Below are 19,252 nucleotides of genomic sequence, written 5' to 3' on the forward strand. Positions count from 1 at the left end.
ACTTAATTAATTATTTTGAGATTGCCACCAACCGAGAAAATCTTGAGTTCGGGAAAAGTATCTAATACCACTTCTTTGCAACAATTCTTGTACTTCTTGTTTACCAAAATCATTGGTGTTGCTACTCATAAATATCTTTTCACATTGATTATTTAAATCTGCATGATTTAGAATGCAATTAAGAATTAGGTTATCTAAAATGTCATTTTTAATATGTAGTGTTTCAGGCTCTATAAAATTCTGCTCTATGATGTTTCTAAGTACGTAGCTATTTAAATTTATTATTTCTGCTTTGTCAATTAGTTTATCTATAGCATCATAAAGGCGATAATTAATTTCATTAAGTGTAGCTTGATTTAGAATCAGTGTCTGTTCTAAGTGAAAAACTGCATTTTGAGCATTAATAGAAGCTATGTTTCGCTTGGATTTATTAATTTGTTTATTTAATTCCTGTTTGAATTCATAACGATCCTTTTTTTCTTTTTCCAGTGTGTTTAAAGCTTCTAAGAAGCATATATTAGGTATGAGGATACGCAGTGAATTAGGCGTTTTGTTAAGCAGTTCGATAGCTGCTAAATCTTGTCCCTGAGCAATACCCATAATGAAGTTAGTTTCAACGTACAGTATCTTCATCTAGATTTACCTGAGAAAGAGTAGTTCCTCCTTCGATAAGTTGCAATAAACCGATGTTTTTGAGCCTGTCTGATGCCGGTGGTTCTAGTGATTTCCAGTGATAAGCTAAATCTCTTAACCAAGCTTCCACCAGTGTTTCTAAATAAAATCCTGAGATATGATTTTTACTACTCAATTCGCTGAAAGTACCGTCATAACTATTCAAAATATCGCTAGTTTGCATGGACAGTAAAGGTTCTGAATAACTCTCACTAGTATCTTGAAAAATTATGATACTTGCTAGGTCTACTAGCATAATAAAAGGCTTATTCCCGAAGGATAATTGCTTACATTTATTAATATTGTTTAAATAATGTTTAATTAAAAGAACAGCTTGTTGTTTGTCAGCATTCGCCGCTAGTTTTCTAGCCTTTACTTCAACCAACAAAACAATTCTCTCATGCTTATCTAAGACAACAATATCAGCAATATAATTACCCCTTGGAAATGCAGCAGCTTCCATTGTTTTAGTTCTCCCAGGCAACTAGTAAAGTTGAATCACTTGGCTCAATTAATTCTCAGGTACGCATATACTAACCATGCAAAATCCCTGATGAAAACGATCTTAATTAGAAGATACCAGCAAGACTACAGCATAGGCAGAAATGCCTTCTTCTCGTCCTTCTGGGCCTAGTTTCTCATTGGTTGTGGCTTTAATACCAACCTGATTAGGTTGTAGTTTTAAAACATCTGCTATTTTGTCACGCATAGTTTTAATGTGTGGTTTCAACTTGGGACGTTCTGCAACTACAACTGAGTCAATATTGCCTATTTTCCAGCCTTGATCACGAATTAATTGATCTACTTGGCTTAACAAAACTAAACTATCTGCCCCAGCCCATTGGGGGTCAGTAGGCGGGAAATAGTGACCGATATCGCCTAGAGATAATGCGCCCAACATTGCGTCCATAATGGCGTGAGTTAGTACATCCGCATCACTATGTCCTAATAAACCCAATTCATGAGGGATGTGGACTCCCCCCAAAATTAAAGCGCGATCGCTCACCAGTCGATGGATATCGTAGCCGTTACCAATTCGGATGTTCATGAGTCTTAGTCAATAGTCAATAGTCATTAGTCAATAGAGAACATGGAACAGTTTTTCTCATGTTCTCTATTGTCTACCTTGTCTACACTTGTCTACCTTGTCTCCCCCTGCTCCCCCTGCTCCCTGCCCCCTGCCCCCTGCCCCCTGCCCCCCTGCCTCTCCTGTTGCCATTTAGAGAGCAAATCAGGACGGCGATCGCGTGTTTTGTCTATCTGCTGTTCATAACGCCATTTGGCAATAGCAGCATGATTTCCAGATAGTAAAACATCTGGGACTTTCCAACCACGAAAGTCGGCGGGACGGGTGTATTGTGGGTAATCTAATAGTCCTTCTTCAAAACTTTCGGCCGTTAAGGACTCGGTTTTGGCCACAGTTCCCGGAAGGAGACGCACCACACCATTAATCAACGCCATCGCCGGAATTTCTCCCCCTGTGAGGATGAAGTCCCCTAAAGATACCTCACGGGTGACAAGATGCAGTACCCTCTCATCTACCCCCTCGTAATGCCCACAAATTACCACTAATTGGTCGTAATTGCTGGCTAATTCTCGTAATAGGGGCTGATTGATGGTTTGTCCTTGAGGACTCATTAAAATCACTTCTCGCCGGGGTAAAACTGGGAGAGATTCCACCGCACTGAAAATTGGTTCAGGCTTCATCAGCATCCCTACACCACCCCCATAAGGTTCGTCATCTACCTTGCGGTGCTTGTCGGTAGTAAAGTCTCTGGGATTAGCTAAGTTTACCTGGGCAATTTGTTTAGCCAGGGCTTTACCCAGCAAACCAGAGTTCAGAACCGAGGTAAAACAGTCAGGAAAAAGTGTAACTATATCAAAACGCACAGTAATTCGTATTCAAGAACACTAATCTTAAGAATGAATGTCTATCAAACACAAGCAGCCAATGTAGGTTAAAACTACATATAGGCTTTATCAATAGTATCTAAAAGTCTTGCAACTCTTGGTTTTGGTTAAGCTCAAAGTTTTTCTAGTTACTTAAATTTATGTTTAAATATTGTCACAACTAGATTTAAATAAATAATCTGAACCAGGTTAACAACTTCCAGGATGTATCAGGCCAGCCTCAGAAAATGTGTGTAAAGACCTGCTCACTCCAAACCCAGAAGGGAAACCTAATCCCAAATGCTAGAGGCGAACACAGCCCCTAAGCAAATTTAAATCAGTCTGGAGACAGTGGACAGGTGAAAAACAAGGCACTGGCTTTGAGGAACAGCAAAGAACACCAGAATAAATGAGGCTTCTTGTGACTCGAATGCAGTGTCCTCTCTTAAAAGCAAAGTCCAAAAACTATCAGGCTAATCCACCTTGTTAAATTCACACGCCATTCGCCATAAGCCGGGAAACCCGTCCAAAGCGATGGTTCCTGAAGTTGTTGACAGGAGAAACACAATGCCGGAATTAAAAGCTAAATCGCTGGAAATGAGGACACCCCAAGCAACAAAAACCGCCGTTCTGGTAATCGGAGGCGCAGAAGATAAAGTTCATGGACGCGAAATCCTGAGAACTTTTTTTGGACGTTCTGGTGCAAGTAAGGCTTATATTACAATTATTCCATCTGCCTCTCGCGAACCCGCGATTATTGGTGGTCGGTACATCCGGATTTTTGAAGAAATGGGTGCTGAAAAGGTCGAGATTTTAGACATCCGTGAGCGGGAACAGTGCGAATCTCCCTATGTCAAAGAAGCCCTAGAAGCCTGTAGCGGGGTATTTTTAACAGGAGGAGACCAACTGCGTCTCTGTGGTGTCTTGTCTGATACACCAGCAATGGAAATTATTCGTAAGCGGGTGCGCGCAGGACATCTGACCTTAGCAGGCACAAGTGCAGGTGCAGCAGTGATGGGACATCACATGATTGCTGGCGGTGGTAGTGGTGAAACGCCAAATCGCTCCCTAGTCGATATGGCGACTGGCTTGGGATTAATCCCCGAAGTCATTGTTGACCAACACTTCCATAATCGCAATCGCATGGGTCGTCTCATTAGTGCAGTTGCCGCCCATCCCGATAGACTAGGAATTGGCATTGATGAAGACACTTGTGCCGTATTTGAGCGCGATGGGTGGTTACAAGTCATGGGTAAAGGCAGTGTCACCATTGTCGATCCCACTGAATTAACCCATACCAACGAACCCCACGTTGGCGCAAATGAACCTTTGACCGTGCATAACTTACGTCTGCATATCCTCAGCTATGGCGATCGCTTCCACCTGTACCAGCGCACCGTATTGCCTGCTGTACACCGCATCTCCAGCTGACGGAATAGAGTACCTGAGGTTAGACTGAATTGATCGCCTATTATTCTCTGCTGTAGAAAAACCCAAGCAATACATAAAATAATCAAAAAAACTGTTCATTTTAAACAGTTTAGCGGTCAATTCCAGTAAGAAACTAGAATTTTGGTTCCGAATCTCCATCTACCTATTCCCATGAGAATCCTCAAGATCCAGACCTTACGCGGCCCAAACTACTGGAGCATTCGACGCCACAAGCTGATCGTCATGCGCCTCGACTTAGAGAACCTTGCCGAGAAACCCTCAAATGAAATACCTGGTTTTTATGAAGGATTGGTAGAGGCACTGCCAAGTCTAGAAGGTCACTACTGCTCACCTGGCTGTCGTGGCGGCTTTCTGATGAGAGTGCGAGAAGGCACGATGATGGGTCACATTGTCGAACACGTAGCCCTAGAACTTCAAGAATTAGCTGGAATGCACGTTGGCTTTGGCCGCACCCGTGAAACGGCTACACCTGGAATCTATCAGGTAGTTATTGAGTATATCAACGAAGAAGCAGGACGTTACGCAGGCCGAGCCGCCGTCAGACTGTGCCAAAGTATTGTAGACCGTGGACGATACCCGAAGGCAGAACTAGAGCAAGATATTCAAGACCTGAAAGACCTCTGTCGTGATGCTTCCCTTGGCCCTTCCACAGAATCTATTGTCAAAGAAGCGGAAAAGCGCGGTATTCCTTGGATGCAGCTAGGCGCACGTTTTCTGATTCAACTTGGTTATGGCGTGAATCAAAAACGGATGCAAGCCACCATGACCCAAAAAACTGGCATCCTGGGCGTAGAATTAGCTTGTGATAAAGAAGCCACCAAACGCATCTTAGCGGCATCAGGGGTACCCGTACCTAGAGGTACAGTAATTAACTTCCTAGATGATTTAGAAGAAGCTATTGAATACGTAGGTGGTTATCCGATTGTCATTAAACCCCTAGATGGCAACCACGGACGGGGTATTACCATCGATATCAGAAATTGGGAAGAAGCCGAAGCCGCCTACGAAGCTGCTAGACAAGTTTCTCGCTCCATTATTGTCGAAAGGTATTACGTTGGGCGTGACCATAGGGTACTAGTAGTAAATGGGAAGGTGGTAGCAGTTGCTGAACGTGTACCAGCTCATGTTGTAGGTGATGGCAGATCCACCATCGCCGAACTCATCGAAGAAACCAACAAAGATCCTAACCGTGGCGAAGGACATGATAAAGTCCTCACAAAAATCGAACTAGACCGCACTAGCTATCAACTCCTCGAACGGCAAGGTTACACTCTCAACAGCGTGCTATCTAAAGGCGCGATTTGTTATTTAAGGGCAACAGCCAACCTCAGTACAGGTGGTATCGCCGTAGACCGGACAGATGAAATCCACCCGGAAAATATTTGGTTAGCCCAAAGGGTAGTGAAAATCATTGGTTTGGATATTGCGGGGCTAGATATTGTCACTACAGATATCAGCCGTCCCTTGAGAGAGTTAGATGGCGTAATTGTGGAAGTAAATGCTGCACCAGGGTTTAGAATGCACGTCGCCCCCAGCCAAGGCATTCCCCGCAACGTAGCTGGCGCAGTTATGGATATGCTGTTCCCCCCTGAACAATCGAGCCGCATTCCCATCCTCAGCGTTACAGGGACGAACGGTAAAACCACGACTACCCGCCTACTCGCCCATATTTATAAGCAAACAGGTAAAGTAGTAGGATATACAACCACAGACGGGACATATATCGGAGATTTCTTAGTAGAATCTGGTGATAACACAGGCCCACAAAGCGCGCATTTGATTTTACAAGACCCAACCGTAGAGGTTGCAGTTCTAGAAACAGCCCGTGGAGGCATTTTGCGTTCTGGTTTGGGCTTTGAGTCTGCTAATGTGGGTGTGGTATTAAATGTGGCAGCAGATCACTTAGGCATCGGTGACATTGACACCATTGATCAGTTAGGCAACCTCAAGAGTGTGGTTGCAGAAGCAGTATTTCCCAATGGTTATGCTGTACTCAACGCGGACGATCGCCGTGTCGCCGCAATGGCAGAAAAAACCAAAGCCAACATTGCCTACTTTACGATGAATCCCAGTTCGGAACTAGTGCAGCAGCACATCCAAAAGGGAGGAGTCGCCGCAGTTTATGAAAACGGCTATTTGTCAATTGTTAAAGGTGATTGGACACATCGCATCGAAAGGGCAGAAAATATTCCCTTGACGATGGGTGGCCGTGCGCCGTTTATGATTGCTAACGCCTTAGCAGCAAGCTTGGCAGCCTTTGTCCAGAATGTCACCATAGAGCAAATTCGCGCCGGTTTGAAAACCTTCCGGGCTTCGGTGAGTCAAACCCCAGGACGGATGAACTTGTTTAACTTGGGTAGCTACCACGCCCTAGTAGATTATGCCCATAACCCCGCCAGTTATGAAGCCTTGGGTGCTTTTGTGCGTAACTGGACAACCGGACAACGAATTGGTGTAGTGGGTGGCCCTGGCGATCGCCGCGATGAAGATTTTGTCATGCTAGGAAAACTAGCCGCCGAAATTTTTGACTACATCATTGTCAAAGAAGACGACGATACTAGGGGTAGAGCAAGGGGATCAGCTTCGGATTTAATCACCAAAGGCATCACACAAGTTAAACCAGATGCCCGTTATGAATCGATTTTGGATGAAACCCAAGCCATTAATCGAGGTTTGGACATGGCTCCCGACAAAGGTTTGGTAGTAATTCTGCCAGAGAGTGTCAGCCGCGCTATTAGATTGATTAAGCTACGCGGTGTAGTAGCGGAAGATATTCAGCCACAAAATATTCACTCCTCCGTTGTTGATAACCAAAATGGCATAGCATCTAATTCTGTAATTAATACTTTGCTGTAGTTAATAGTAGAGATGGGAAAAGTCGCATCTCTACTATTAACCGTTGCTCAGTTAAGAGTTTAAAAAATCTATTTTTCTTCTTGTTCCGAGGTGGTATCCTCACTAGGCGTTTTTAGCTCCTCCTTAAAACCTCGTAGGGTTTTACCTAGTGCGCTTCCCAGTTCGGGAATTTTTTTCGGGCCGAAAATGACAATAGCGACGACAGCAATAATCGCTACTTCTGGCCATCCTAGTCCAAACATATAAAGTTTCTCCTGAATTTTTTAGTTGTATCAGTCCGGTAGGGTGCGTCAGTGCGAGATAATCTAGCTATACAAATAAATTATTTATACTGACGCATTCTACTTATTACTTACTAACGTGTATCAAGACTCATCCTCATAAGATTAATCTAAACGAAAATAGGGAAACTCTCACCACCAAAATTAGCTTCTATTGATTGGAAAAAGATAGGTTTAAAACCGAACTTGCGTCCCGCTACGCTAACGCCCAAAAAATCCTTATCTAACAAGGTAGGTAGAAACCCCAACGCCACTTGACGGCAGTTGCTTTAAGTCGGGAAACCCGCCCAACGCACTGCCTCCTTTATGCCGGGGAACCCGTCCACCGCAGTGGCTCCCCCTTGTGGGTGGCTGTCTTGAATTTTGAATTTTGAATTTTGAATTTTGAATTGATTCATCCCCTTTGAATTGGTATATCCAACCAATCACTGATTTCCTGGGCTAACCATTTTAATTCTGCTTCCCATTCAATGATGCTATTAACACCAAGTTCATATTTTCTTACACCTGCCCAAATTTCTAATTTGGCCGGAACTTCAGTGCGATGACCTTCACGATCTCTAGTCCAATATTTTTGGATATAAACTAGTTTGTTAATGCTGGTTTTGCGTGAAGGACTGGAACGGTGGTGTTGAAAACCAAACAGTTCGTCATAAAACATAATTTCTTGGTGATCGATACGTAAACGGGTATACCCGAATAGATGGGAAATTATGCCACAGAACAGAGTGGCACCCACAGCCAAAAAAGGTAGTGAAAATGCGAGCAAGGCGAGATTGAGAGGAAAAGAGGCCAGCAATGCCGAGATTGTCCAAGGTAGAACAAAAGAATTCCAGGCGATCGCAAATGCTCCTGTAAACAGCATCGACCAACTAAAACCCTTTGGAGGAATGACAATTTCCAGCACATCCCAATTTTTCGTGAATTGGATTTTGCTACCTGCTGGTTGAGAGATCACCAAACTGCTACTAATATCTATTGGTGCTGGCGACCCTTCTAAAGCTTGTAGTGCAGCACTTGCAGAACTGAATCTTCGTTCTAAATTAGGTTCAATTATGAACTTGAGCCAGCGCGTCAAACCTGAACTGAGATTTACTACAGACTCAAACTGTATCCGAAAATCTTTTTGGGGCAAATCAGCAGGATGAGTCCCCGTGATTAAGTAAATTAATGTTGCACCCAAACTATAAAGGTCAGAAGAAGTAACAGTACGTCCGCCAAACTGTTCTGGTGGCATATAGCCGTAAGTTCCCACTACAGTTCTAGTTCCGCCTTCTGTTGCCAAAACAGTTTGGACTGAACCAAAATCTACTAAATAGACTTGGCCAACACTATTTCCAGAACGCTCCCCCAATAAAATATTGCTAGGCTTAATATCACGGTGGATTACAGGGGGGTGCAGTCCATGTAGATATATAAGAATTTCTAAAACTGCTTTAGCTACTTGTTTAACTTCAGTTTCGGTAAAAGTTCTGCCAGATTGTAGGTATTGCTCTAAAGTTTGGGCTGGGATATAACTCTGTACTAGAGCAAATCCTTTGATGTTAGGTGAATTTACCTCAAAATAGTCAACATATCTTGGAATTGAGGGATGTGATAAAGATTTGAGAGTTTCTGCCTCACGCTCAAATAGTTTGAGATCATCCCATTCAAAATCACTACTAAAAGCTAACAATTTAACAACTACCAATTCACCAGTAACTAGATCCTGAGCAAGTAGAGTCCTTCGCCCTGCTTTTTTACCCAACTGTTGTTGAATCTCATAGCGATTATTGAATGTTTCCCCAATCATAATGAGTGCTGAGTAATGAGTGCTGAGTGCTGAGTAATGAGTGCTGAGTGCTGAGTAATGAGTGCTGAGTGCTGAGTAATGAGTGATGAGTAATGAGTGATGAGTGATGAGTAATGAGTGATGAGTGATGAGTAATTAGTCATTAATTTGTCGCCTCTATCCCTCTGCTTCCCCTGCCCCCTGCTCCCTGCCCCACCTTCTTGTACTAGTATAATTGCGTATTCCTATGCCTTCCCAACTTTGGCCTTATGTTACACCTGGTATTCCTGATGAGTTTTTCGAGCATTTGCCGGGAATTCCACTTAGTCAACGAGAAATTCGGTTGTTATTGATTTCTCAACTGCGTTTAGAACCTGATTCGGTTTTATGGGATATTGGCGCAGGTACAGGTACAATCCCTGTAGAAGTAGGGTTATTGTGTCCAAAAGGACAGATTGTTGCTATAGAACGGGATGAGGAAGTAGCTAATTTAATTAAACGTAACTGCGATCGCTTTGGTGTCAAAAATGTGGAAGTGATTGAAGGTAGTGCGCCGGAGTGTTTACATGATATTAAAGTCAGCCCTCAGCGTGTCTGTATTGAGGGAGGACGACCAATTCAAGATATTCTGCAAACAGTTTGGAATTATTTACCGTCATCGGGAAGAGTAGTAGCGACAGCCACTAATCTAGAAAGTTTGTATATGATTTCTCAAAGTTTTTCCCAGTTGCAAGCGAGAAATATTGAAGTTGTACAGTCGGCGGTTAACCGACTAGAAAGACGCGGCTTCTCTCAAACCTTTGCCGCAGTTGATCCCATTTTTATCCTGAGTGGTGAGAAACTAGACTAGGTATGGGGAATAGGGCATAGGTCATGGGGCATTGGCTATGGGAAATTAGTAACTAGAGACCAAGAAATTCAGTATATTGATTAAATAAATCACTTAACCAGTCCCCAGCCTTTCAATTTTGGATTTTGGATTTTAGATTGAATCCAATCCAAAATCTAAAATCTAAAATTCCTAGTCCCCAATCCCCATATTAATTACTTCTATGCCTTGGTCTCGAATTATTAGTGGAATTATTGCGATCGCTCTTGCTTTGGGTGCTGTCCTATTAGGGGGTTGGTATTTTACTATCATGCTTGGTGTTGTCGTTTTTTTGGGACAACAGGAATATTTTGATCTGGTAAGAACTAGAGGTATTGTCCCAGCCGCTAAAACTACACTTTGCTTGAGTTTAGTTTTATTAGCTGTTTCTCAAATTGATAACGCTTTAGCGGATGCTGTGATGCCGATGGCGGGAACATTTATTTGTTTTTACTTACTGTTCCAGCCGAAAATGGCTACCATCGCCGATGTTTCAGCTTCAATCATGGGGCTATTTTATGTAGGGTATTTGCCCAGTTATTGGGTGCGATTACGCACAATTGGTAGTACAGCTATCAGCAATTTACCTTTAGGTGGTTATTGGCCAGCAGCTTGGCAAGATTTTTTTACAGAACATAACTTTGCTGCGCTACCCCAAGGTTTAACAATTACGGTACTAACTTTTTTGTGTATTTGGGCTGCTGATATTGGTGCGTATACCATCGGTAAATTTTTTGGGAAAACTCGTCTGTCTGATATTAGTCCCAAGAAAACTGTTGAAGGTGCTGTCTTTGGGATCAGTGCTAGTTTGGTAGTCGCGCTGGTGGGTGCTTACTATTTAAAGTTGCCGCAATTTCTGATCACAGGTACGACCTTGGGGTTACTGATTGGTCTTGCTAGTCTGTTGGGTGATCTCACAGAATCAATGCTCAAGCGGGATGCAGGGGTGAAAGATTCTGGTCAATTAATCCCTGGACACGGTGGAATTTTAGATCGTACCGACAGTTATATCTTTACAGCTCCAATAGTCTATTATTTTGTCACCCTGATTTTACCGGTGATGAGTCAATAGTCATTAGTCATTAGTCATTCAGGGAACAGGGAACAGGGAACAGGGAACGGTTTTTCTCATCTCTTGCCTTGTCAACCTTGTCTACCTTGTCAACCTTGTCCCCTAAACCCCTCAAGGATTCACATTCACTCGTCCGCGACAAACTAATTTATTGGGGATCACTGTGAGTTCTTCGAGATCAACGTCTGAGCCTAGATGAAAATTGTAACTATCGCTACTTTCTAAGATGGCGATCGCATTTTCTGTGACTTTGATCTGCGATAGTTGCAACTCTTGTCCACTCAGCAAATTTAAGGAGAAATTAATTTCTAAAGGTATTTGTTCGCCCGTAGATGCTACGATAGCATTCAGCTTGATGATTTGATTGTCTAAACTAATCTTTTGCCAAATCACAGGCTTGGATTTTGGACAATATTCTGGTAAAAGTTTAACCAGTAAATCATTCAAAGCAGCTGATAACAATTCAGAGGAGAGAGAAGCGTTTAGTTGCTCCTCTTCTATGGTCAAATCTCCTACTACTGGTACTATGTGTAACAGTTGCAAGGGCTGCCCTTTGAGGACTTGCCCTATATTGATTTGAATATTTTCTGCTGCTAGTTTAATTTGGGTAATATGGAGACCTTGATAGACAGCATGATCGGCAAAGATGGCAACCCAAGGAACGCAACCGGAAAGCAGCTGGCGATCGCTAGCTTTGATATCCACTTCCATCTGAGATACTTGGCTGACTTGCGCCCTTAACCATAGCTTCAATGCTGTTTTAAGGACGCTCGTAATTATGCGGATTTTGTTAACGCCTTGGGGAAGGGAATTCTGATCTGGCATTGAAATATTTTAATTGATGGGTAGTTGCTCAGTGACAACTGAGCTGCGACAAGCTCTAAATGTAACATTTATGGCTACTTCCATCAAAATGCCAATATGATGAATATTATATAAACCATTAGATCAATGACCGTAATTTCCACATGGAGGCTAGGTTACAGAAAGTATTATCGGAATTAGGTATAGCCTCACGTCGAGAAGCTGAGGAGATGATTCGGCGATCGCGTGTGCGGATCAATGGTGTATTAGCCCAATTAGGACAAAAAGTTGACCCCGAAAAGGATACGATTACAGTTGACGGACAGCCAATATTGGCCAAACGTCGTCCACCCCTAGTGTATGTTTTATTAAACAAACCTTTGGGAGTAGTGTCAACTTGTCACGATCCCCAGGGGAGAACAACAGTTCTAGATTTATTACCACCAAAATTACGTCAAGATATTGGTATTCATCCTGTTGGTCGTTTAGATGTCAATTCTTCTGGTGCTTTGATCCTCACCAATGATGGAGATTTGACTTTTAAGCTCACCCATCCGCGTCATAGTATTCCCAAGACCTATCAAGTTGTTGTTCAAGGCCATCCCTCGGAAGTAGTGCTGGAAAAGTGGCGTAGGGGTGTGCTGTTAGACGGGAGAAAAACCCGACCAGCCCAGGTAAGTTACTTAGAAAGGCTAACTAATAGCAGTCGTTTAGAAATAGTTCTCCAGGAGGGTAGAAACCGCCAAATTCGTCGTGTAGCCGAACAGTTGGGGTATCCAGTCGTGAAGTTACATCGGAGTGCGATCGGCTCTATTCAACTCAAAACACCAAAAACGCCAAGCTTAAAAGAGGGTCAATATCGTTTTCTCCAAGATGATGAAGTTCGCTGTTTGCAAAACCAAACAAAACACATACCTACTAATGATTCTGCTGAGGTAAGGAGTAGACAAAATCATGAAATGGTTCAAGAGAAAAAATAATGAACAGCCGCAACTGTCCCCAGATGAACAAAGAGCCGAAAAATTAGCAGAATTAGGCGCGCAGTTGTGGGCTTCACGTCAAGAAAAGGGTTTATCTTTAGAGGAAATGGTGTCATTAACCAAGATTCCTCGCCGTCTGTTACAAGCAATTGAAGAAGGTAATTTAAATGATTTACCTGAACCAATCTATATTCAAGGCTTGATCAGACAGTTTGCAGATGCACTAGGTTGTAATGGTGTAGACTTCGCTAGTCAATTTCCTGTAGGGTTTTCCACCGTTAGCACTCCCTCTGCAACTCCTACTCAACCCATCTCAATGGGTTTACTACGTCCCATACATCTTTACTTACTCTATGTATTCTTGATTATCTGCTCCGTCAGCAGTTTATCTCACGTATTGAATAATGCTGCTTTCAGAGCTAGTAATAGTGAGCCAAAACCAAACAATCAAGAAACCGTCGTCAATAATCAAACCCATCAATCTGCTAATTCCGCAACTGTTCCAGTTAGCAACCGCCTCGCTGCTAACACAAATGATCAACCAGTCCAAATTGGTGTCACCTTAAAAGCATCCTCTTGGATTCGAGTAGTAGCCGATGGGAGAACCGAGTTTGAAGGAGTATTACCAGAAGGAGCGCATCGGGTTTGGAAAGCACAAGAACAGTTAACTGTCAGAACTACTAATGCTGGTGGTGTGCTGATGAGCGTTAATCAGCAAGCACCCAAGCAAATGGGGGAATTTGGTGAAGAGGAAGAAATTAAAATTGCTGCTGCTAAACCAGAATCATAGAAATATAGAGGAAAAGCAGGGGAAATATCCCCCCAATTCCTCGTTTCCCCTATTTTCCTTGGGGAGCGCGTCCGTAGAGTTTAGTGAGATTTTTTAAGCGATCGCCTAACTCTGGTAATAAAGCTCCCGATTGATAACGCCACTGCCAATTTCCCTCAGCAGTGCTTGGATAGTTCATTCGCGCTTCAGTTCCCAAACCCAAGATATCTTGTAGAGGCATAATCGCTTGATTAGCAACGGAACTTAAAGCCAACCTAATTAAATCCCAGTGAATTCCTTCGGGACTGACACAACCCAAATACATCAATAGATTCTGCTTTTCGTAGTCATTGGCTGTATTAAACCAGCCGACAGTTGTGTCATTGTCGTGAGTGCCAGTATACACAACGAAATTACGACCATAATTGAAAGGTAAAAACGGATTCCCAGGATCAGAACCAAAAGCAAAATGTAATACTTTCATCCCAGGAAACTCATATTTATCTCGCAAAGCTTCAACTTCTGGTGTAATAATCCCCAAATCTTCCGCTAAGACAGGTAACTTGCCCAAACTTTGCTTAATCGCATCAAACAATTCCTCTCCTGGTGCTGTTACCCACTCACCATTAATTGCTGTTTCTTCTCCTTGTGGTACAGCCCAAAAAGCTTCAAAGCCTCGGAAGTGATCAATACGAATCACATCTATATAATCAAGCATCGCCTCAAAGCGACCCAACCACCATTGAAAGTTTTGCTTTTGCAATTCCTCCCAGTTATAAACCGGATTGCCCCATAATTGACCAGTAGCACTGAAATAATCTGGGGGAACTCCTGCCATTAATGCAGGCTGCATTGTTTCTTCATCTAAACAGAAAATATCGGGATGCGCCCACACATCGGCACTATCTTGCGCTACATAGATAGGAATATCGCCAATAATTTGAATGCCGCTCATGTTAGCGTAAGTTTTCAATTCTGACCACTGGCGAAAGAATTCAAACTGTACAAACTTATAATAAAAAATCTCCGCCGCTAATTTTTGTTTAGCATCTTCTAAGGCGGTAGGTTCACGCTTCACCAATTCCGTTTCCCAAGTATGCCAACTTGTCCCGTCGTGAGCATCCTTGAGAGCCATAAATAAAGCATAATCATCCAACCAATAGGCTTTGCTGCTGCAAAATCCGGCAAATTCCGTTTGTTGTAGAGGCGTAGCTTGAGTTTGAAAATTTTTGCAGGCAGTTTTTAATAGACCTAATTTAATCGGGATCACGCGATCGTAATCTACTTGAGAGTGATCAAATTCTGGTAAATTAGCAAAATCCTCCTCTGCTAACAAACCTTGCTCTTGTAATTTTTCTGGGCTAATCAGTAAATAATTCCCCGCCATTGCCGAATAAGAAGCATAAGGAGAATTACCATAACCAGTAGGGCCTAAAGGTAAAACTTGCCAATATTGCTGGTAACTGTCCCGCAAAAAATCAATAAATTTATAAGCTTCCAAACCCAAATCTCCAACCCCAAATCGACTGGGAAAGCAGGTAGGATGCAGCAAAATACCACTGGATCTAGGAAAAGGCATATTTATTGTGAAATATAGGAGCAAGCGATCCCATAGAATTTATCACGCCGAGGTCAGCTTGGAAAGCTATCCTTTGGTGGTAAATCGGCACTGGTGAGTAATGAGTGCTGAGTGCTGAGTGCTGAGTGCTGAGTAATGACTAATGACTAATGACTAATGACTAATGACTAATGACTAATGACTATTGACTATTGACTATTGACTATTGACTATTGACTATTGACTATTGACTATTGACTATGTACAAAAATCCTGCACCTACCGTAGATATCATTATTGAATTGATAGATAGACCTCATCGTCCGATTATTTTGATTGAACGCCATAATGAACCTTTGGGTTGGGCGATTCCTGGGGGGTTTGTGGATTATGGTGAACCTGTGGAAGTGGCGGCGCGACGGGAGGCTCTAGAGGAAATCGGGTTAGAGATAGAATTAATTGAGCAATTTTTGGTGTATTCTGACCCCAAGCGTGACCCCCGTCAGCATACTATTAGTATTGTGTTTCTCGCCACTGCTACAGGAGAACCACACGCTGGGGATGATGCTAAAGATGTGGGTATTTTTGAGCCTTGGTGTGTACCGAGTAATTTATGTTTTGACCACGATCGCATTTTGCGGGATTATTGGCGTTATCGACATTATGGGATTCGTCCCCGCTTCACAACTGAGGAAATATGAGTAAACAAATTATTCGTACTGCACAAGCACCCGCACCAGTAGGGCCTTATAATCAAGCGATCGCTGTTTCTGGTCGAATGCTATTTGTAGCTGGACAAATCGCCCTTAATCCCTCCACCGGTGAAATTGTCGGTGGTGGAGATGTCAAGCAACAAACACTGCAAGTCATGGCTAATCTGGAAGCTATCTTAACTGCTGGTGGGGCAACATGGGCTGATGTGGTGAAAACCTCTGTGTTCTTAGCTGATATGAATGATTTTGCGGCTGTGAATGGAGTTTATGCCCAATATTTTGATGAAGCTACAGCCCCCGCCCGTGCTTGTGTGGAAGTATCACGTTTACCAAAGGATGTATTAGTGGAAATTGAGTGTATCGCAGTGATACCCTAATTCCCAATCAGCTGTCGTACCTTTGATTTGCATATTAATATTCGCAAGGGGGCAGGGTGCAGGGGAGAAAGTTTACAGCTTTTATTGGTATCAATCTTACCCATGCCCCATGCCCAATGCCCTATCCCTCATACCCCATTTCATTTTTCTTAAAGCAAAGCACCACCACAACTAGAACCACATCCAGCAGTGCAACCATAGCAATAATCTGCCGTTTGAATTTCATCAATTAAGTTTAAACTGCCAGATGTTAGTAATTTAGCGACAGTTATATTTTCGCCATTGGCAGTTTTCGCAGGTAAATTCATCATTTGATTAAAGTCGCAATCATATACATTGCCTAAATAGTCTACAGATAGCTGATCACGACACATCAAATGCTCAACTGTACTCTCGTTAAAATGGGATTCTAAGAACTGTAAATAGCCACTATAGAGTTTTTTACGTTCTAAATGAAAGAGAGTTCTACCAACTGGTAAGTTAGTAATTGTAAATAGGTGATTAAATATTACATTGAAATTTTCTTTGAGAAACAGTTTATAATCTTTTTCTAACTTGCTTTGTTCTGGTGTTAACGAAAATTTTTCACTATTAGGTAGTTGGGGATTATAAACTAAATCGCAAATTAAATTTGCGTCTGTACCATAGCCTAACTGATTTAGCCATTGTAAGGCTTTAATGGAAGCTGTAAATACACCATCACCCCGCATTTTATCAACGTTATCTGCTAAATAACAGGGTAAAGAAGCAACTACTCTTATTTGGTTTTGAGCAAAGTATTCTGGTAAGTCACCAAACCCATTTTCAAAATAAATTGTCAAATTGGAACGAACTATTACTTGTTTCTGATTTTTCCTGGCGGCTGCAACTAATGATTTAAAGCCATAGTTCATTTCTGGTGCGCCACCAGTCAAATCGACAATTTGAATTTCCGGGAATCTTTCAATTAACTCAATTAATTGTTCGCAAATTTGTGGAGATAATTCTTCTGTACGCTTCGGACTAGCTTCTACATGACAGTGGTTGCAGCTAAGATTACAGCGTTTACCTAAATTAACTTGTAAAACATTAATATTTTTTTTAGTTAACTGAGAATTTATTTTTTGAGCAAAGGGAGTAATAATTGTATTAGATGAATTAGAAATTTGATTAATCATTGGTGATGCTCCCTGAATTTGATTACTATTACTATCTTTGTAAAAATCTATAAATTAGACCACTAAAAATTGTGGAAGTAGGCAATGTTAAAATCCAAGCGATGATAATTTTAAATACAACAAACTTGTTGACTTTTTCTGTAATAATTCCCGCTCCAAGAATAGAACCAACAGCGACATGAGTTGTAGAGATAGGTAAAGCAAAAAAATTAGCTATAATTACTAATATACTAGTGATAATGTTAGCTGATAATCCTTGAGTTGGATTTATTGGTGTGATTTTTAAACTGATGGTTTCAGCAATCCTTTGGGAACTAATCAAACCGCCTAAACCCATAGCCATCGCAATAGTAATTATTGCACCTTGTCTAGAAAAATATTCAATGACAATTACCAGAGATACTAATCTAGGAGTCTCATAAAAACCTTGAATAAAGCAAATCAACCCAGCACTGATATAATGAATATTATCAACTAGTTTTTGGTTGACGGCTAGAGATAATTTTGGTTGAATATATTCAGTTAAACTGTAAATGCCTGCACTTAAAGAAATCGCGATAATAGGGCTGATAAATAAGGGTAAAACAAAAGAATTTAAAAGTATTTTTGAATTAGCTTCAAGTCCAATCGCTACTAATGAAGCACCAAAAATGGCACCGATTAAACTATGGGCAGTGGAGACGGGTAAGCCCAAATTAGTCGCAATCATCACAGTTAAAGCAGTAGCGATCGCCACCGCTATATGAAAATTATCACCTTGAGCGATCGCGTCTCTCACGATACCCTGACCAGAAAATCGCTGAACTAAACTATCAGCAAAAAAAATGGATGTTAATGCACCTGCAAAAGTTGTGAAAGTTGCCCATAAAATTGCTGTTTGGTAGCTAGTTATACGACTACCAAATAGCGTAGCTACACCTTTAAAATTGTCGTTAGACCCTTTAGCGTAGGCTAGAAATAGCGTAGCAATAAATATACTGACTTCCCACATTTTGAGGATAATAAATTAACAACAACCACCACCGCTATAATGCCAGGTTGATTCAGTAATCATTATTTCTGATGGCTTTAAAGCTCCTAGTTTAGCAGCAGTTTTATCACAAACTGCTGCCGGAATGCCACGTTGCAATAAATGGCCAGCCGCATCATCAAAAAATGGTTCATTACCGGCATAAATAGCGGTTTTTCCTGTAAAAACACAAGCACCATCTTCAGGAATTGCCACTTTAAAAGCCACTGAATCAAGACTTTCTAAAAGTAGATGCTGTTCTAACTGATAAGTTTCTGAGTCTAGCAAGCGATAAGGGCGACGGGCGCGGATTTCAATTTGACCAAAGCCAACATCAATAATCCGTTGGATATATTCTGCGTAGGTGAGTGCGCCTGATAAACACATAGCCCTTAGCCTTTCATCTTGTTGCAAATGCTGAGGAATCGGACGGGTAGCAATGGGATCACTCATTTGCAAACGTCCACCTAGTTTTAACACCCGATAAGCTGCTTGTAGCGCACGAGTTAAATCTTCAGGTGCAAAAATATTAAACAGGCAATTCTGAGCAACAATATCTACGGATTCATCAGCCACAGGTAAATTAAAAGCATCGCCGTCGCGAATTTCCACAAAACTGGGATCAAACCACGGGTTTTCTTTAGCTGCAAGTTCTAAATTATTTCTTGCTGCTTCCCGCATAGCCGCAACCGGTTCAACCGCAATTACTGCACCAGGACGACGGGAAAAATAAGCAAATTGCAAAGCTTCTAAACCGCCACCAACGCCGACATACAAAACTGTAGGCTGATGGGAAAGTTCAGTGGGGTGAACAGTAGTCCCACAACCGTAGTTCATATCCTGCATCTTGCAAGGTATTTTTAACCCTGGAAGTTGCATAGGTGTGCTTTGAACACAGCAAAGTCCTATTTCTGGAGTTTGGGCGACTTCGCTGTAAAATTGGGCGGCTGTCTCTAGGTAACTCATAACACTGTTTGAAATTAAACTGTGTGCATCCTAATATAACTAGTTATGAGTTACATG

General features: G+C 42.0%; 19 protein-coding genes. 8 read left to right on the forward strand and 11 right to left on the reverse strand.

What is annotated here, in order from left to right; all coding sequences use genetic code 11:
* Positions 1 to 6: 6 nt before the first annotated feature.
* The 4 genes from ACQFX9_RS03890 to trmD form a co-directional block, all read right to left on the reverse strand.
* Positions 7 to 600 carry a PIN domain-containing protein gene (locus ACQFX9_RS03890; RefSeq protein ID WP_427160789.1) on the reverse strand — a complete coding sequence of 198 codons (594 nt, stop codon included), beginning with the start codon at positions 598 to 600 and terminating at the stop codon, positions 7 to 9.
* A gap of 13 nt (positions 601 to 613) precedes the next feature.
* Positions 614 to 1,135, reverse strand: coding sequence for a hypothetical protein (locus ACQFX9_RS03895; RefSeq protein WP_427160791.1), 522 nt, complete (start codon positions 1,133 to 1,135; stop codon positions 614 to 616).
* 102 nt (positions 1,136 to 1,237) lie between these two features.
* The gene (gene ispF, locus ACQFX9_RS03900; RefSeq protein ID WP_427160792.1) at positions 1,238 to 1,720 is read right to left on the reverse strand and encodes a 2-C-methyl-D-erythritol 2,4-cyclodiphosphate synthase; all 483 of its coding nucleotides are present in this window, start codon (positions 1,718 to 1,720) and stop codon (positions 1,238 to 1,240) included.
* A 92-nt stretch (positions 1,721 to 1,812) separates the two neighbouring features.
* The gene (gene trmD, locus ACQFX9_RS03905; RefSeq protein WP_427160793.1) at positions 1,813 to 2,562 is read right to left on the reverse strand and encodes a tRNA (guanosine(37)-N1)-methyltransferase TrmD; all 750 of its coding nucleotides are present in this window, start codon (positions 2,560 to 2,562) and stop codon (positions 1,813 to 1,815) included.
* Between the two features lie 567 nt (positions 2,563 to 3,129).
* On the opposite strand from trmD, the gene ACQFX9_RS03910 reads away from it, so the two are divergent.
* Both ACQFX9_RS03910 and cphA read left to right on the forward strand, forming a co-directional pair.
* Positions 3,130 to 3,993: a cyanophycinase gene (locus ACQFX9_RS03910; protein WP_103140003.1), complete on the forward strand. Its 864-nt coding sequence runs from the start codon at positions 3,130 to 3,132 to the stop codon at positions 3,991 to 3,993.
* 171 nt (positions 3,994 to 4,164) lie between these two features.
* The gene (cphA, locus tag ACQFX9_RS03915; protein ID WP_427160794.1) at positions 4,165 to 6,870 is read left to right on the forward strand and encodes a cyanophycin synthetase; all 2,706 of its coding nucleotides are present in this window, start codon (positions 4,165 to 4,167) and stop codon (positions 6,868 to 6,870) included.
* Positions 6,871 to 6,938: 68 nt separating this feature from the next.
* Here cphA and tatA read toward each other — a convergent pair whose 3' ends face one another.
* Both tatA and ACQFX9_RS03925 read right to left on the reverse strand, forming a co-directional pair.
* Complete coding sequence (gene tatA / locus ACQFX9_RS03920; RefSeq protein ID WP_103140001.1) at positions 6,939 to 7,112, reverse strand: twin-arginine translocase TatA/TatE family subunit; 174 nt, start codon at positions 7,110 to 7,112, stop codon at positions 6,939 to 6,941.
* A gap of 433 nt (positions 7,113 to 7,545) precedes the next feature.
* Positions 7,546 to 8,943 (reverse strand): serine/threonine protein kinase, encoded by a 1,398-nt coding sequence (locus tag ACQFX9_RS03925; RefSeq protein WP_427160795.1) that lies wholly within the window; start codon positions 8,941 to 8,943, stop codon positions 7,546 to 7,548.
* Positions 8,944 to 9,169: 226 nt separating this feature from the next.
* Here ACQFX9_RS03925 and cbiT point away from each other — a divergent pair, with 226 nt between their 5' ends.
* Together cbiT and ACQFX9_RS03935 are read left to right on the forward strand one after the other, a co-directional pair.
* Positions 9,170 to 9,772, forward strand: coding sequence for a precorrin-6Y C5,15-methyltransferase subunit CbiT (cbiT, locus tag ACQFX9_RS03930; RefSeq protein ID WP_427160796.1), 603 nt, complete (start codon positions 9,170 to 9,172; stop codon positions 9,770 to 9,772).
* Positions 9,773 to 9,974: 202 nt separating this feature from the next.
* A complete protein-coding gene (locus tag ACQFX9_RS03935; RefSeq protein WP_427160797.1) occupies positions 9,975 to 10,862 on the forward strand; it encodes a phosphatidate cytidylyltransferase in 888 nt (295 codons plus the stop codon).
* Between the two features lie 111 nt (positions 10,863 to 10,973).
* Here the strand turns inward: ACQFX9_RS03935 and ACQFX9_RS03940 are convergent, their stop codons facing one another.
* A complete protein-coding gene (locus ACQFX9_RS03940; RefSeq protein ID WP_427160798.1) occupies positions 10,974 to 11,687 on the reverse strand; it encodes an LmeA family phospholipid-binding protein in 714 nt (237 codons plus the stop codon).
* A gap of 143 nt (positions 11,688 to 11,830) precedes the next feature.
* On the opposite strand from ACQFX9_RS03940, the gene ACQFX9_RS03945 reads away from it, so the two are divergent.
* Both ACQFX9_RS03945 and ACQFX9_RS03950 read left to right on the forward strand, forming a co-directional pair.
* On the forward strand, positions 11,831 to 12,646 hold the full coding sequence (locus ACQFX9_RS03945; RefSeq protein ID WP_427160799.1) for a pseudouridine synthase: 816 nt from the start codon (positions 11,831 to 11,833) through the stop codon (positions 12,644 to 12,646).
* Positions 12,621 to 13,436 (forward strand): helix-turn-helix domain-containing protein, encoded by an 816-nt coding sequence (locus ACQFX9_RS03950; protein ID WP_427160800.1) that lies wholly within the window; start codon positions 12,621 to 12,623, stop codon positions 13,434 to 13,436. Before ACQFX9_RS03945 ends, ACQFX9_RS03950 begins: the two co-directional genes overlap by 26 nt.
* Positions 13,437 to 13,485: 49 nt before the next feature.
* On the opposite strand, the gene malQ is transcribed toward ACQFX9_RS03950, so the two are convergent.
* Entirely contained in the window at positions 13,486 to 14,994 is a 1,509-nt protein-coding gene (gene malQ / locus ACQFX9_RS03955; RefSeq protein WP_427160801.1) for a 4-alpha-glucanotransferase, read from the reverse strand.
* Between the two features lie 239 nt (positions 14,995 to 15,233).
* Here malQ and ACQFX9_RS03960 point away from each other — a divergent pair, with 239 nt between their 5' ends.
* Positions 15,234 to 15,674, forward strand: coding sequence for an NUDIX domain-containing protein (locus tag ACQFX9_RS03960; RefSeq protein WP_103139993.1), 441 nt, complete (start codon positions 15,234 to 15,236; stop codon positions 15,672 to 15,674).
* Positions 15,671 to 16,063: a RidA family protein gene (locus tag ACQFX9_RS03965; protein ID WP_427160802.1), complete on the forward strand. Its 393-nt coding sequence runs from the start codon at positions 15,671 to 15,673 to the stop codon at positions 16,061 to 16,063. The genes ACQFX9_RS03960 and ACQFX9_RS03965 overlap by 4 nt, the downstream gene beginning before the upstream one ends.
* A gap of 149 nt (positions 16,064 to 16,212) precedes the next feature.
* Here ACQFX9_RS03965 and arsS read toward each other — a convergent pair whose 3' ends face one another.
* From arsS to arsM, 3 genes are read right to left on the reverse strand one after another with little or no spacing between them, the layout of a single operon-like run.
* Positions 16,213 to 17,220: an arsenosugar biosynthesis radical SAM (seleno)protein ArsS gene (gene arsS, locus ACQFX9_RS03970; protein WP_427160803.1), complete on the reverse strand. Its 1,008-nt coding sequence runs from the start codon at positions 17,218 to 17,220 to the stop codon at positions 16,213 to 16,215.
* Between the two features lie 31 nt (positions 17,221 to 17,251).
* Entirely contained in the window at positions 17,252 to 18,211 is a 960-nt protein-coding gene (locus ACQFX9_RS03975; RefSeq protein ID WP_427160804.1) for an inorganic phosphate transporter, read from the reverse strand.
* A 15-nt stretch (positions 18,212 to 18,226) separates the two neighbouring features.
* Positions 18,227 to 19,195: an arsenosugar biosynthesis arsenite methyltransferase ArsM gene (arsM, locus tag ACQFX9_RS03980; RefSeq protein ID WP_427160805.1), complete on the reverse strand. Its 969-nt coding sequence runs from the start codon at positions 19,193 to 19,195 to the stop codon at positions 18,227 to 18,229.
* Between the last annotated feature and the right edge of the window lie 57 nt (positions 19,196 to 19,252).

This window comes from Aliinostoc sp. HNIBRCY26 (assembly GCF_050235535.1).
In the GTDB taxonomy this organism is placed as follows: domain Bacteria; phylum Cyanobacteriota; class Cyanobacteriia; order Cyanobacteriales; family Nostocaceae; genus Trichormus.

What these genes read in the sequence shown, in the direction of transcription:
- ACQFX9_RS03890 (WP_427160789.1), bottom strand. Translation starts at nt 600, where the DNA reads ATGGGTATTGCTCAGGGACAAGATTTAGCAGCTATCGAACTGCTTAAC.
- ACQFX9_RS03895 (WP_427160791.1), bottom strand. Translation starts at nt 1,135, where the DNA reads ATGGAAGCTGCTGCATTTCCAAGGGGTAATTATATTGCTGATATTGTT.
- ispF (WP_427160792.1), bottom strand. Translation starts at nt 1,720, where the DNA reads ATGAACATCCGAATTGGTAACGGCTACGATATCCATCGACTGGTGAGC.
- ACQFX9_RS03910 (WP_103140003.1), top strand. Translation starts at nt 3,130, where the DNA reads ATGCCGGAATTAAAAGCTAAATCGCTGGAAATGAGGACACCCCAAGCA.
- cphA (WP_427160794.1), top strand. Translation starts at nt 4,165, where the DNA reads ATGAGAATCCTCAAGATCCAGACCTTACGCGGCCCAAACTACTGGAGC.
- tatA (WP_103140001.1), bottom strand. Translation starts at nt 7,112, where the DNA reads ATGTTTGGACTAGGATGGCCAGAAGTAGCGATTATTGCTGTCGTCGCT.
- ACQFX9_RS03925 (WP_427160795.1), bottom strand. Translation starts at nt 8,943, where the DNA reads ATGATTGGGGAAACATTCAATAATCGCTATGAGATTCAACAACAGTTG.
- cbiT (WP_427160796.1), top strand. Translation starts at nt 9,170, where the DNA reads ATGCCTTCCCAACTTTGGCCTTATGTTACACCTGGTATTCCTGATGAG.
- ACQFX9_RS03935 (WP_427160797.1), top strand. Translation starts at nt 9,975, where the DNA reads ATGCCTTGGTCTCGAATTATTAGTGGAATTATTGCGATCGCTCTTGCT.
- ACQFX9_RS03940 (WP_427160798.1), bottom strand. Translation starts at nt 11,687, where the DNA reads ATGCCAGATCAGAATTCCCTTCCCCAAGGCGTTAACAAAATCCGCATA.
- ACQFX9_RS03945 (WP_427160799.1), top strand. Translation starts at nt 11,831, where the DNA reads ATGGAGGCTAGGTTACAGAAAGTATTATCGGAATTAGGTATAGCCTCA.
- ACQFX9_RS03950 (WP_427160800.1), top strand. Translation starts at nt 12,621, where the DNA reads ATGAAATGGTTCAAGAGAAAAAATAATGAACAGCCGCAACTGTCCCCA.
- malQ (WP_427160801.1), bottom strand. Translation starts at nt 14,994, where the DNA reads ATGCCTTTTCCTAGATCCAGTGGTATTTTGCTGCATCCTACCTGCTTT.
- ACQFX9_RS03960 (WP_103139993.1), top strand. Translation starts at nt 15,234, where the DNA reads ATGTACAAAAATCCTGCACCTACCGTAGATATCATTATTGAATTGATA.
- ACQFX9_RS03965 (WP_427160802.1), top strand. Translation starts at nt 15,671, where the DNA reads ATGAGTAAACAAATTATTCGTACTGCACAAGCACCCGCACCAGTAGGG.
- arsS (WP_427160803.1), bottom strand. Translation starts at nt 17,220, where the DNA reads ATGATTAATCAAATTTCTAATTCATCTAATACAATTATTACTCCCTTT.
- ACQFX9_RS03975 (WP_427160804.1), bottom strand. Translation starts at nt 18,211, where the DNA reads ATGTGGGAAGTCAGTATATTTATTGCTACGCTATTTCTAGCCTACGCT.
- arsM (WP_427160805.1), bottom strand. Translation starts at nt 19,195, where the DNA reads ATGAGTTACCTAGAGACAGCCGCCCAATTTTACAGCGAAGTCGCCCAA.